The following is a 12,166-nucleotide window of genomic DNA, read 5'->3' as shown; positions in this document are numbered from 1 at the left end:
TCTGGGCGGCGATTCAGATGAGCAGGCCGACGAGGGCGAGGGCGACACCGAGTTCGATGGTCGCCCCCAGCACGTCGCCGTTGAGACCGCCCATGCGTCGCGCGCAGTGCCGCGTGAAGACCCACGCGAACACCACGACCGCGAGAACGACGACGAGCGCCTGTACCACCGCGGCGGCGTCGAATCCATTGTCGCGCAATCCGATCGGGACCGTGGCTACGGCGGCGAGAAGACCCCACACCGGGATCGACAACCGCTGCGTGCCGGCGACAAGGGCACCGAAGCCGTTCGGATGAGCCGGGGAGATCGATCGCCGGGTACCGACCACAGCTCCCAGCCGTCCCAGGGCGATGGCAAAAGCGAGCTCGTACCAACGGGATTCGCCGACGAGGCCGGTCGACCCGGCGGCCTGTACGCCCAGTGTGAGCACCAGGGTCGCGACGCCGAACGGACCGACCGTGCCGCTGCGCATGACCTCGGCGATCCGCTCCGGCGGTCCGTAACAACCGAGTCCGTCGGCGGTGTCGGCCAGGCCGTCGAGATGCATTCCCCGCGTGAGCGCCGCGGTCAGGACGACGACGAGAACGCCGATGAGTGCGGTGGGGAGGTCGGTGAACGACACCCCGAACGCGAGGGCCGCCGCTGCGGCACCCACCACGATGCCGACGACGGGGAGTGCGGACATCACCGCACCGCCCACCGCGCGATCCGGTGTCTCCTCCGCATCGGACCCCGTACCGACGGGGAGGACGGTCATCCAGCTCAACGCGGTCCGGACCGCCCGCAGCGGCGACACCATCGCGCGACCGGACATGTCGTGGGTGTCAGGACGACTCGGCGGCTTCGGGAACGGCCGCGTCGTCGCGGTCGGTCACCCCGGCCTCGGCGAAGGTCGCCATCGAGATGAGGATGTCGGCGGCCGACTGCACGACCGGCAGCGCCAGGACCGCGCCACTGCCCTCGCCGAGGCGCATCGACAGGTCGAGGACCGGTTCGAGATCGAGGTGATCGAGCGCGATCTGATGCGCGGGCTCCACCGAGCGGTGCCCGGCGATCCACCAGCGCATGGCGCCGGGTGCGAGTTCGTTGGCGACCATCGCGGCCGCGGTGATCACGACGCCGTCGAGGATGACGGGCGTGCGCCGGAGCGCGGCCTGCGCGAGGAAACCCGCGGTGGCCGTCAGGTCGGCGCCACCAACGGCGGCGAGGAGGGCGAGCGGGTCGTGCACGACCTTGCGGGCCCGGCGCATGCCGTCGCGGATCGCGGCGGTCTTCCGCATCCAGCCGTGGTCGTCGACACCTGTTCCGCGCCCGACGATCTCGACCGGCTCGCGTCGCGTGAGCGCACCGATCAGGACGGTTGCCGGGGTGGTGTTGCCGATGCCCATCTCGCCGGCGATCAGCAGGTCGCTGCCGGAGTCGATGAGCCGATCGGCGATCGCCCGGCCGGCGGCCAGCGCCGCGCGGGCCTCGGCGAGGGTGATCGAGTCGGTGGTGCGTAGATCCTCGCTGCTGCGGCGGACTTTGAACGTCGAGAGATGGGGAGATGTGTCGGCGTCGACGGACATGTCCACGACCATCACCGTGGCTCCGACACGAGCGGCCATCACGTTGACCGCGGCGCCACCCGAGGAGATGTTGGCGACCATCTGCGCGGTGACCTCGGGCGGGAACGCCGACACACCGCCGCGCGCGACGCCGTGATCGCCGGCGAAGACGGCGACGCTCGGCGAGGTGATCGGCGCGGGCGGGCACTGCCCCTGGCACGCGGAGATCCAGACCCCGATCTCCTCGAGGCGTCCCAGCGAACCCGGCGGCTTGGTCAGCGTCTTCTGGCGCTCGCGGGCCTCGAAGGCGACCGCCTCGCTCGGGGGCGTGATCGGTCCGAAGACCTCGGCGTCGGTGGGATCGGGGACCTCGGCGGCGGTCGTGACGGGTGTGGGCTCGTCGACAGGTCCGGGCGTGACCGGGGCGGGAGTCGCCACCGGTGCCGTCGGGACCGGCGCGACGGCGGGTGCGGGTGCCGCGGAAACCGTTGCGCCGGTGTGGTCTTCGGCAGACGGGTCGGCGGGCAGGTCGAGTACGCGGCCGGCGACCACGAGCGACACCCGGTCGCACGCCTGTGCCACCGCCGAGTTCAGAGTGCCCAGCAGGTCCTGGAACAACCGGCCCGCCGGCGTCGGGGGAACCAGCGAGAGCCCGACCTCGGAACTGATCAGCACCACGTCGGCGTTCATCGCCCGCAGCGAGTCGCAGAGTTCGGTGATGTCGGCGTCGAGGTCGATCCCCGAACCCGATTCCCAGCCGTCGACGGCGTCGATCCGCGCGGTGAGCCAGCTGCCGAGGTCGTCGACCAGGGCCGGGATGTCGGGTGCCGCGCGGAGGGCCTCGGCGAGGTCGGTGGTCTCGATTGTCGTGTAGCGGGCGTCCCGACGCTGCCTGTGCGTGTTGACCCGCGCCGTCCACTCGGCGTCGGACGTGGTCACCGGACCGGTGGCCAGGTACCGGATCTGCTGATGCGCGCGGAGCAGCGACTCGCCGTGGGCGGATTTACCCGAACGCACACCGCCCAGGACGAGTGTGCGCGTAGCGCGATCGGCCATCGATCAGACTTCGTCGCCGCGCGACACCGAGGGCTTGGGCGCACGCATCTTCCGGAGCTGCATCGCACGGGTGAACGCGTACCAGCCGAGCTTGAAACCGCCGTCCTGCGAGTCGGGATAGCGTTCGGCCACACGGCGATTCACCAGACGGCCCAGGATGAAGCCGTCGACGGCCATCAGGACGACGAAGGCGACGAGGATCAGGTTGGTGAGCGCGGCTGCCTGCGGAACCATGAACATCAGCACGATCAGCAGGATCGCGAACGGCATGAACAGGCCTGCGAAGTTGCGGCGCGCGTCGACGATGTCGCGGGTGTAACGACGGACCGGGCCCTTGTCGCGAGGCATGAGGTAGGCCTCGTCGCCCTCCATCATCCGCTCGCGCTGCTCGAGGCGCTTGGCGCGGCGCTCCGCGGCGAGCTGCTTCTTCTCGTCCTTGGAGAGCGTGTTCTTCAGTTCCTTCTTGCGCGCGCGGGCCTCGGACCGGGTGGTCGGCGGCGGCGCGACGGGCCCACGGCGCTTCTCGGCCTCACGACGCTTGGGGGTCGGGCGGCCCTTTCCGGGGGTGGTCTTGCTGCCCTTGGCCGGCGCGGAGTCCTCGGTGGCCGCGTCGTCGGCGGCGTACGTGGTCACCGTGCTCTCGCCGGATTCCTCCGACGTCTCGTCCTTCTTCCATGGCAGCTTCACGCCTACGAGGGTAGGTGATCGTGGTCGCGGTCGAAACGCGCGGTCGTCGCTTTTCGGTGGACCCTCGCGGGCGCCCGAATCGGTCACCCTGCCGGGTGGCCACGGCGCTCCTATACTTCGTGCTCATGACCCGGGACGGAAGTCGGCGTTTGCGCATCCTGATCGCGCCGGACTCCTTCGGCGACACCATGTCCGCCGTCGTGGCCGCGAACGCCATCTCCCGCGGCTGGGCGGCCGCCCGGCCCGACGACTCCCTCGTCCGCGCACCGCAATCCGACGGCGGTCCGGGGTTCGTCGACGTCCTGGCCTCGCGATTCGGCACCCTCGTCACCGAGGACGTGCACGGTCCGCTCGGCGCGGGCGTCACCGCGCGCTGGCTCTTCGACGCCGCGTCGTCGACCGCATACGTCGAATGCGCCCAGGCCTGCGGTCTTCATCAACTGGGCGGCCGGCCGACCCCGCGGACCGCGGTCGCCGCCACCACACACGGTGTCGGCGAACTCGTCGCGGCGGCCCTGGCGCGCGGCGCACGACGCCTCGTCGTCGGACTCGGCGGCAGCTCCACCACCGACGGCGGCGCGGGACTCGTCGACGCCCTCGGCGGCCCGGAAGCGGCGCGCGAGCGACTCACCGGGGTCGAGATCGTCGTGGCCTCGGATGTGGAGAATCCGCTGCTCGGTGCGCTGGGTGCGGCCACGGTGTTCGGGCCGCAGAAGGGCGCCGACCCCGAGACCGTCGAACTCCTCGAGAAGCGGCTCACCGAGTGGTCGGTCACACTGAACGAGCTCGCCGGACGGGACATCACCGCCGACGCCGGTGCGGGTGCCGCGGGCGGGCTCGGCGCCGCGCTTCTCGCCCTGGGCGGTGGTCGCGTGTCCGGGGCGACCGTCGTCGCCGACGCCACCGACCTGACCGACGACGTCGCGGCCGCCGACCTCGTCATCACCGGCGAGGGCAAGTTCGACGCCCAGACACTCCGCGGGAAGGTCGTATCGGCCCTGCACCACGCCGCGTCGACATCGGGCGCAGGGGGTGCCGGCGCGCGGACCCTGGTACTCGCGGGACAGGTCGCGCTGTCCCCGGCCGAGGTCGAGGAGGCCGGGATCGCGGGTGCGCACGCCATCGTCGACGTCGCCGGTTCGGTCGAGGTCGCGATGAGCGACGCCGAGAACCAGCTCGTGAAGCTTGCGGAGGCGGTTGCCGGCTCTTTCGCAAGGTGATTTTCTCCTGCCGGTCGGGCAGGCGACGAGCGTGCGACGAGCCGCATGGAAACCAGGTCCGAATAGGCGGGAATAGTCCTGGAAGGAGTACGGTTGTACGCACGGGCACAACCGGTCGACCTCCCGGCGAGCGGGGTGTTTCCCGATCATGCGCGGGCAGAGGGCTCCGCGACGTGATCGGACCACGTCACACCGGGACCACACCACTACAGGAGCATCAATGACCGTGCAGAACGAAACGAGCACTGCCACCGGCATCATCCTGAGCGACGCAGCCGCCGCCAAGGCCAAGGCACTGCTCGAGCAGGAAGGTCGCGACGACCTCGCGCTGCGCATCGCCGTGCAGCCGGGTGGATGCGCTGGTCTGCGCTACCAGCTCTTCTTCGACGATCGCACCCTCGACGGCGACATCACCTCGGACTTCGGCGGCGTCACGCTGGCCGTCGACCGCATGAGTGCTCCCTACGTCCAGGGCGCCACCATCGACTTCGTCGACACCATCGAGAAGCAGGGCTTCACCATCGACAACCCGAACGCCACCGGCAGCTGCGCCTGCGGTGACTCGTTCAACTGAGTCGAACACGTCTTCCGACACCGGCCGTATCCCGATTCGGGATGCGGCCGGTGTCGTGTGTCGGGGGAGTGGGTAGCGTGGACAGCTGTCCGACCAACCAACCGAAGGGCTGAGAACGCCAGTGGCAATCGTTGTATGCGGCTCCATCGCAACCGACCATCTGATGAAGTTCCCCGGAAAGTTCTCCGAGCAGCTGCTCGGCGATCACCTCGAGCACATCTCTCTCAGCTTCCTCGTGGAGGACCTCGTCGTCCGGCGCGGCGGCGTCGGGGGCAACATCTGCTACGCCATGGGCCAGCTCGGCGGTAACCCCGTGCTCGTCGGCGCGGTCGGCTCGGACTTCCACGACTACCGCAAGTGGCTCGAGTCCAACGGCGTCGACTGCCGTGGCGTCCGGGTCTCCGAGACCCATCACACCGCTCGCTTCATGTGCACCACCGACGAGACGATGGCGCAGCTCGCCACGTTCTACGCGGGCGCCATGAGTGAGAGTCGCGACATCTCGCTGGCCGACGTCATCGCCGAGACCGGGACGCCGGAACTCGTGCTGATCGGCGCCGACGACCCGGCGGGCATGCTCAGCCACACCGAGGCCTGCCGTGCCGCCGGTATCCCGTTCGCCGCCGATCCCAGCCAGCAGCTCGCCCGCCTCGACGGCGAACAGGCCCGGACGCTCATCGAAGGTGCCGACTACCTGTTCACCAACGAGTACGAGTGGGGCCTGCTGCGCCAGAAGACCGGCCTGTCCGAGACGCAGGTCGCCGAGATGGTCGGCGTGCGCGTCACCACCCTCGGCAAGGACGGCGTCGAGATCGTCGAGCGCGACGGTACGAGCATCCACGTCGGGGTGGTCCCGGAGACCGAGAAGGTCGACCCGACGGGCGTCGGCGACGGGTTCCGCGCCGGCTTCCTGTCCGCGCTGTCCAAGGGGCTCGGCTTCGAGCGCGCCGCTCAGGTCGGCTCGATGGTCGCCGTGCTGGTGCTCGAGACGGTGTCGACGCAGGACTGGTCCTGGGACATCGAGTCCGCACTCGCCCGTATCGAGGGTGCATACGGTGCCGAGGCCGCGGCGGAGATCAAAGCCGCCTTCTGAGAACCTCTTTCGGAACGGGTGGCGCGGGCTTCGGCCTGTGCCACCCGTTTTCGTCGTTTCCGCCGGCGGTGACCGGTCTGACATTGCCGTCGTGATCGACGGTGTGCCAACGTGGAGGCAGAGTCCGTTCTACTGGACTCCCGGACGAGGGGTGCTGTACCCGGTGTGCGACAAGACGGCCCGCAGGGAGGCTGTCATGTCATGGTTGATCCTGGTGCTGTCCGGTGTCTTCGAGGCCGTCTGGGCCACCGCGCTCGGCAAGTCCGAGGGATTCACCAAGCTCGCGCCGTCCGTGGTCTTCTTCGTGGCACTCGCCATCAGCATGGCCGGTCTGGCATACGCGATGCGCGACCTGCCGGTGGGTACCGCCTACGCGGTCTGGGTCGGCATCGGCGCGGTGCTGACCGTCGTCTACGCGATGTTGACCGGTGAGCAACCCGTTTCGCTGATTCAGGCGCTGTGCCTGGTGATGATCGTCGGTGGCGTGGTCGGCCTCAAACTGGCCCACTGACGCGTTCTCCGGGGCGCTTCTCGGCGAGGCGCGGTACTAGAGGCGGACCGGGTACGTGTGGTCGACGATGTCCGGCACGATCGTGCCCTCGACGAAGATCCCGTGCCAGATCATGAAGATCAGCACCGTCCACAGACGACGGCTGTTGTCCACCACGCCTTCCCGGTGCTCGTTGAGCATCGCGATGACCGCGTTCTTGTCGAAGATGTGGTCGGTCTGGCTCTTGACGATCGTGTCGTGGGCCCAGTCGTACATCTCGGTGCCGGCGAGCCAATGGCGGATCGGGACCGGGAAGCCGAGCTTCTTGCGGTGCAAGACGTGCGCCGGGACGATCTGCTCGAGCGCCTTGCGCAGGGCGTACTTGGTGGTGCCGTGCGCGATCTTCTCGTCGTGGGGGAGGCGCTCGGCGACCGCGAAGACCTCGGGGTCGAGGAACGGAACGCGGAGCTCGAGGGAGTTGGCCATCGTGATCTTGTCGGCCTTCACCAGGATGTCGCCGCGCAGCCACGTGAAGAGATCGAGGTGCTGCATGCGGGCCACCGGGTCCCAGCCCTCGCTCATCGCGTAGATCGGGGCGGTGACGTCGGTGTGGGTCCAATCGGGGCGGTAGTCGCGCAGCACCGCGCGGAGCCGCGCATCGTCGAAGCTGCGGGCGTTGCCGTAGTAGCGCTCCTCGAGGGTGAGCGAACCGCGGTGCAGCAGGCTCTTGCCGCGGGTGCCCTCCGGGATGCGGTCGGAGATCTTGCCGGCCGCCCGGCGCAGCGGGCGGGGGAGACGGTCGAACGCCGCGAGGGAGAGCGGTTCCTTGTAGATGGTGTAGCCGCCGAACAGTTCGTCGGCGCCCTCACCCGACAGCACGACCTTGACGTGCTTGCGTGCCTCGGCCGCGACGAAGTAGAGCGGGACCAGGGCGGGGTCGGCGACCGGGTCGTCGAGGTACCACACGATCGAGGGCAGCGCCTCGATGAACTCCGACGGTCCGACGACCTTCACCACGTGCTTCGCGCCGATCGCCTCCGCCGACTCGGCGGCGACGTCGACCTCCGAATAGCCCTCGCGCTCGAAGCCGGTGGTGAAGGTGATCAGGTCGGGGTTGTGGCGGATCGCCAGCGCGGCGATGGCCGTCGAGTCGATACCGCCAGACAGAAACGAGCCGACGGTCACATCGGCACGCATGTGCTTGGCGACCGAGTCCGCCAGGACGTCGGCGATCTCGTCGTAGCGCTTCTGACGCGTGGCGTCGGTGAACGGCTTCACGCCGAACTGCGGCGTGAAGTAGCGGCGGATCGACAGCGGGCCGCCGGGGGAGGCGGTCGCGTGGCAACCCGACTCGAGCCGGCGGATCGACGCGTGAATGGTCTCGGGTTCGGGGACGTACTGCAGCACGGTGTAGTGCTCGACGGCCCGCGGGTCCAGGTCCTTCGACAGGCCCACGCGTTCGATGAGCTCGAGGAGTGACTTCTTCTCGCTGCCGAAGACGAGTCCGCCCGGACCCGACGCGACGAACAGCGGCTTGATGCCGAACGGATCACGCGCGAGGAACAGCGAGCGATTCTCGGTATCCCAGATGGCGAACGCGAACATGCCGCGGAGACGGCGCACGGCGTCGGGACCCCAGTGGTGAAAAGCTGCGACGATGGCTTCGCCGTCGCCCTCGGTGCGGAAGATCGCACCCTCGTCCTTGGTGAGCTCGGCGCGGATCTCCAGGTAGTTGTAGATCTCGCCGTTGAAGACCAGGGCGTACCGGTTCGGGTTCTCCGGCGGGCCCCAGCGCAGCGGCTGGTGGGAGTGCTCGATGTCGATGATCGACAGGCGGTTGAAGCCGAAGACGATGTTCTCGTCGTGCCAGGTGCCGGGCTCGTCGGGGCCGCGATGCCGCATGCAGTGCGAGGCCACCGCCACCGCGTCGACGACCTCGGCGGCCGTCCGGTCGGAAGTCAGAAGGCCGAGCAGACCACACACGTTGGCTTCTCCCCAATCTCGTCGCGAGCACAGGTCCCGACGGGCGTCGGGTCGCGTCCGAGTATGCCTGAGCCACCAGCGGGATTCCGACCTGGAGGGCTCGGACACGACCGGATCAAACCCCAATCACGAAAGCTTCTCCCGGTTGGTCTACGCTGCGTAGTACTAGGTGCAAGGCTCTCGTCGTGTGTCCACGGCGGGTACTTGCCCTTGCAGGTCATGTGGCATGCACTCACTGCGGCGCGAGGGCGCCGGTGAGCGAGCAGGAAGGCGTGAAATTGGCACACGGTGGACGGCCCCGAGCGCGGCGTGTCTCATCCGCGTCGCAGACGATGAAGCGACTGGGAATCGTCGTCGCTCTCGGACTCGGCGCACTGCTGATGTCGGGATGTGACGCCAATGAGGCGATGCGTTTCGGTTGGCCCGAGGGCGTCACGCCCCAGGGTAAGAAGATGGTCGATCTCTGGACCTGGTCCGTCATCGCCGCACTCGTGATGGGCATTCTGGTCTGGGCCCTGATCTTCTGGACGATCACGTTCCATCGTGCGAACGACGCCAAGAAGGGCGTCTTCCCGCGTCAGACGGCGTACAACGTCCCGTTGGAGCTCACCTATACGGCCATCCCGTTCGTCATCATCGCGGTGCTGTTCTACTTCACCGTGATCGTGCAGAACGACGTCGAGGGCAAGAACGACGACTCCAAGGTCGTGGTCGATGTCACGGCGTTCCAGTGGAACTGGAAGTTCGGTTACAACAAGGTCATCTTCAGCGACGGATCGACCTACGACGGCTTCGAGGCCGCGGGTAACCCGTTCCAGGTCCAGGAGCAGGCCGGCAAGGCCGTCGCCGAGCCCGAGGTCGAGGGTGAGCACGGTGGCGAGCTGCCCGGCCCCGCCGGCGGCCGTGACGACGACATCCGCGACTACCTGAAGTTCGACAAGATCGAGACCCTCGGATCGTCGACGGAGATCCCCGTCCTGGTGCTTCCGACCGGCAAGCGCATCGAGTTCAACATCGCCTCGGCCGACGTCGTCCACTCGTTCTGGGTACCGGAGTTCCTGTACAAGCGCGACGTGATGCCGTTCCCGAAGGAGAACTCGACCGACCCGATCTTCCAGATCGGCTCGATCGACCGGACCGGAGCATTCGTCGGTCGCTGCGCCGAGATGTGCGGCACCTACCACTCGATGATGAACTTCGAGGTCCGCGCGGTCTCTCCCGAGGACTTCGACAGCTACATCCGTTTCCGTCAGTCGAACCCCGAGGCCACCAACGCCGAGGCGCTCGCGTCGATCTGCCAGGCTCCGGAAGCCGTCACCACGGTTCCCTTCGACAGCCGCCGCAAGTCCGACGGTTCGGTGACCGCATCCGGCAACCCGGATGACCCGACCCTCGCCAACTGCACCAAGAAGGAGAGCTGACGATGAAGATCGAAGCCCGACTCTTCGAGATGTTGACAGCCTTCTTCGCGCTGACCGGTGTCGCGTACACCCTCTTCACCGCGTTCACCAGCAAGGGCATCGAGTGGGTCGGCGTCGTCGGCCTGTTCTTCGCAGCGGGCCTGACGCTCATCGCCGGCACGTTCTTCCGGTTCGTGTCGCGGCGCGTCGAGATCCGCCCCGAGGACTACGAAGATGCCGAGATCGAGGACGGCGCCGGCGAGCTGGGCTTCTTCAGCCCGCATTCCTGGTGGCCCATCCTGATCGCCCTCGGCGCCTCCACCTTCGCCGTCGGCTTCGCCTCCGGCAACTGGTGGCTCGCGATCTTCGCGGCCGTGGCGATCATGGGTGCTGCCGCCGGTCTCGTCTTCGAGTACCACGTCGGTCCCGAGAAGCACTGAGCGCTCGCAAGAACCAGTACAGACGACGCCCCACCTCCAGGGTGGGGCGTCGTCTTTTTGTCTGTGTCAGCGGCTTTGGGGGACCGTCGGATCATCGGCGCACGGGACGTACACCTTGAGTCTGCGGTAGTCCACACGAAAGTGGGCGTCGGTGAAGCTGTCCTCGACCTCACCGTCGTGGGACACGGCCACCGGGCCGCCGACGGCGGTGAACCGGAATTCGGGGACCTGCATCTCGTGGTACAGCCGGGAGCGCTCGAGACGGCCGGCAGCGAGAGATCCCAAGAGCCGCAGAGTCGCCCAGCGGTGACCGGTCTCCAGGATCCGGACGTCGAGCAGGCCGTCGTCGAGCCGTAGGCGCCGCGTGGGGAGGAATCCCGTGGGCTGGTAGATCGAGTTGCCGATCAGGAACAGGGAGACGTCGAGGATCCGTCCGTCGACCTCGATGCAGACGTGGGCGTCCTGGCGGATCACCCGGAAGATCGCGGTGGCGGTGGCGAGCGGACGGCTGATGCGATGCCGGAGACGCTCCCTGATTCGCACGAAATGCGGGTACGCGCCGATGCTCGCCGTGTTCAGGATCAGCCGGGAGTCGTTGAGCCACACCGCGTCGACCCGGGACACCGAACCGGTGGCGATGGCACCGACGGTGTCCTCGACCGTGCCACAACCGATGTCGCGCGCGAAGTGGTTGAAGGTACCGGCCGGGAACACCGCGAGCGGCAGGTCCGCGTCGATGGCCGCGCGCGCCGCACAGGCGGCCGTGCCGTCTCCGCCGGCGACGCCGAGGATCGACGCGTGCGCCGCGGCTTCGGCGAATACCGTTGCGACGTCGTCATCTTCGCCGAGCTCGACGATCTCGACCGCGGGAAGGGCGTCCCGGATGTCATCCAGAACCCGACGACCCCGTCCGTCCGACGAGGCAGGGTTCACGACCACGACGAGACCGGCGCCGTCCGGGCGCGGCTCCGCCTCGACGACCGTCGGGTCGGCGAGAGATATCGACGGGCGGGTGATCGGGGGTACGACCCGGGTTCCCAGTGTCGCGACCGTGGCACCGATTCCGAGCCCGACCACGACATCACCGGGGTAGTGGGCGCCGGTCGCGACGCGGGAGAGTCCGACGAGGCCGGCCAGCGCCGACAGCAGCAGACCTGCGGGCGGACTCTCGACAGCCACCCCCACCGCGAAGGCTGCGGCGCTGGCGGAGTGTCCGGAGGGAAACGAGCTCGACGTCGGTTGCCGACGTCCGCGACGAGGGACCGGAATGAGCCCCGGAGAAGGACGTGCACGGCGTCGAATCCGCTTGGCGCCCTGATTTGGTCACGAGACTGGTGACGGCCAGCGAGGCCACTCCTCGGGCGGCTCCCCGCTGGAGTGACGGCCGGCCGGAGACGGCCAGACCGGCTGCGATCGCCATCCAGAGTTTCGAGTGGTCGGCAGCATGGGTCAGCACCGGCATCGTCTTGTCCAGCAGCGGGCTCGGCGACCGGGCGATCGTGTCGTAGATCTCGGCGTCGAGAGTGCCCATCCCGCGGGTGATCTGGGACAGGCCGGAACCACGATGTCGTAACCGGCGCATGGTGTCCACCGTGCCACATCCGCGCCGTGTCCGTCGGAGCCGACGGGCCCGGCATGGTGGGGGAGGGGAGCGGGACAAAACAGCGGGCCGCCGT

10 protein-coding genes, 1 pseudogene and 1 riboswitch are annotated in these 12,166 nt (G+C 68.5%); of the genes and pseudogenes, 6 read left to right on the top strand and 5 right to left on the bottom strand.

The genetic code is table 11. The features are described from left to right. Positions 1–13 precede the first annotated feature (13 nt). Genes PWF70_RS15490 through PWF70_RS15480 form a run of 3 tightly spaced genes read right to left on the bottom strand, consistent with a single transcriptional unit; the run spans position 14 to position 3,290 of the window. Positions 14–799 (bottom strand): adenosylcobinamide-GDP ribazoletransferase, encoded by a 786-nt coding sequence (locus PWF70_RS15490; RefSeq protein WP_035752782.1) that lies wholly within the window; start codon positions 797–799, stop codon positions 14–16. A gap of 25 nt (positions 800–824) precedes the next feature. Then, positions 825–2,603: a nicotinate-nucleotide--dimethylbenzimidazole phosphoribosyltransferase gene (gene cobT / locus PWF70_RS15485; protein WP_035752704.1), complete on the bottom strand. Its 1,779-nt coding sequence runs from the start codon at positions 2,601–2,603 to the stop codon at positions 825–827. 3 nt (positions 2,604–2,606) lie between these two features. Continuing rightward, the gene (locus PWF70_RS15480) at positions 2,607–3,290 is read right to left on the bottom strand and encodes a DUF3043 domain-containing protein (protein ID WP_006356826.1); all 684 of its coding nucleotides are present in this window, start codon (positions 3,288–3,290) and stop codon (positions 2,607–2,609) included. Positions 3,291–3,439: 149 nt separating this feature from the next. Here PWF70_RS15480 and PWF70_RS15475 point away from each other — a divergent pair, with 149 nt between their 5' ends. From PWF70_RS15475 to PWF70_RS15460, 4 genes are all read left to right on the top strand, one after another. Continuing rightward, on the top strand, positions 3,440–4,510 hold the full coding sequence (locus tag PWF70_RS15475) for a glycerate kinase family protein (RefSeq protein WP_006356827.1): 1,071 nt from the start codon (positions 3,440–3,442) through the stop codon (positions 4,508–4,510). Between the two features lie 220 nt (positions 4,511–4,730). Continuing rightward, positions 4,731–5,084: a HesB/IscA family protein gene (locus PWF70_RS15470; protein WP_006356828.1), complete on the top strand. Its 354-nt coding sequence runs from the start codon at positions 4,731–4,733 to the stop codon at positions 5,082–5,084. Positions 5,085–5,205: 121 nt separating this feature from the next. After that, positions 5,206–6,177, top strand: a complete 972-nt coding sequence (locus tag PWF70_RS15465; RefSeq protein ID WP_187346541.1) for a carbohydrate kinase family protein — start codon at positions 5,206–5,208, stop codon at positions 6,175–6,177. 117 nt (positions 6,178–6,294) lie between these two features. Further along, a riboswitch (guanidine-III (ykkC-III) riboswitch) is annotated at positions 6,295–6,362 on the top strand. 11 nt (positions 6,363–6,373) lie between these two features. Next, positions 6,374–6,688 (top strand): DMT family transporter, encoded by a 315-nt coding sequence (locus PWF70_RS15460; RefSeq protein WP_035752779.1) that lies wholly within the window; start codon positions 6,374–6,376, stop codon positions 6,686–6,688. 36 nt (positions 6,689–6,724) lie between these two features. Here the strand turns inward: PWF70_RS15460 and asnB are convergent, their stop codons facing one another. After that, positions 6,725–8,650 carry an asparagine synthase (glutamine-hydrolyzing) gene (asnB, locus tag PWF70_RS15455; protein ID WP_006356831.1) on the bottom strand — a complete coding sequence of 642 codons (1,926 nt, stop codon included), beginning with the start codon at positions 8,648–8,650 and terminating at the stop codon, positions 6,725–6,727. A gap of 332 nt (positions 8,651–8,982) precedes the next feature. Between asnB and ctaC the strand changes: the two genes are divergently transcribed. Continuing rightward, positions 8,983–10,071 carry an aa3-type cytochrome oxidase subunit II gene (gene ctaC, locus PWF70_RS15450; protein ID WP_006356832.1) on the top strand — a complete coding sequence of 363 codons (1,089 nt, stop codon included), beginning with the start codon at positions 8,983–8,985 and terminating at the stop codon, positions 10,069–10,071. A gap of 2 nt (positions 10,072–10,073) precedes the next feature. Beyond that, a complete protein-coding gene (locus PWF70_RS15445) occupies positions 10,074–10,490 on the top strand; it encodes a cytochrome c oxidase subunit 4 (protein ID WP_005200127.1) in 417 nt (138 codons plus the stop codon). Positions 10,491–10,556: 66 nt separating this feature from the next. Here the strand turns inward: PWF70_RS15445 and PWF70_RS15440 are convergent. After that, a pseudogene (locus tag PWF70_RS15440) lies at positions 10,557–12,021 on the bottom strand (bifunctional phosphatase PAP2/diacylglycerol kinase family protein). Positions 12,022–12,166 lie beyond the last annotated feature (145 nt).

The sequence above is a fragment of the Gordonia sp. Swx-4 genome (assembly GCF_030316175.1).
GTDB lineage: Bacteria > Actinomycetota > Actinomycetes > Mycobacteriales > Mycobacteriaceae > Gordonia > Gordonia alkanivorans.
Note: the sequence above shows the minus strand (reverse complement) of the source record. Positions and strands in the feature narration are given on the sequence as shown.

Coding starts and splice junctions, on each gene's coding strand:
- PWF70_RS15490 (WP_035752782.1), bottom strand. CDS start 799: ATGGTGTCGCCGCTGCGGGCGGTCCGGACCGCGTTGAGCTGGATGACC.
- cobT (WP_035752704.1), bottom strand. CDS start 2,603: ATGGCCGATCGCGCTACGCGCACACTCGTCCTGGGCGGTGTGCGTTCG.
- PWF70_RS15470 (WP_006356828.1), top strand. CDS start 4,731: ATGACCGTGCAGAACGAAACGAGCACTGCCACCGGCATCATCCTGAGC.
- PWF70_RS15460 (WP_035752779.1), top strand. CDS start 6,374: ATGTCATGGTTGATCCTGGTGCTGTCCGGTGTCTTCGAGGCCGTCTGG.
- ctaC (WP_006356832.1), top strand. CDS start 8,983: ATGAAGCGACTGGGAATCGTCGTCGCTCTCGGACTCGGCGCACTGCTG.
- PWF70_RS15445 (WP_005200127.1), top strand. CDS start 10,074: ATGAAGATCGAAGCCCGACTCTTCGAGATGTTGACAGCCTTCTTCGCG.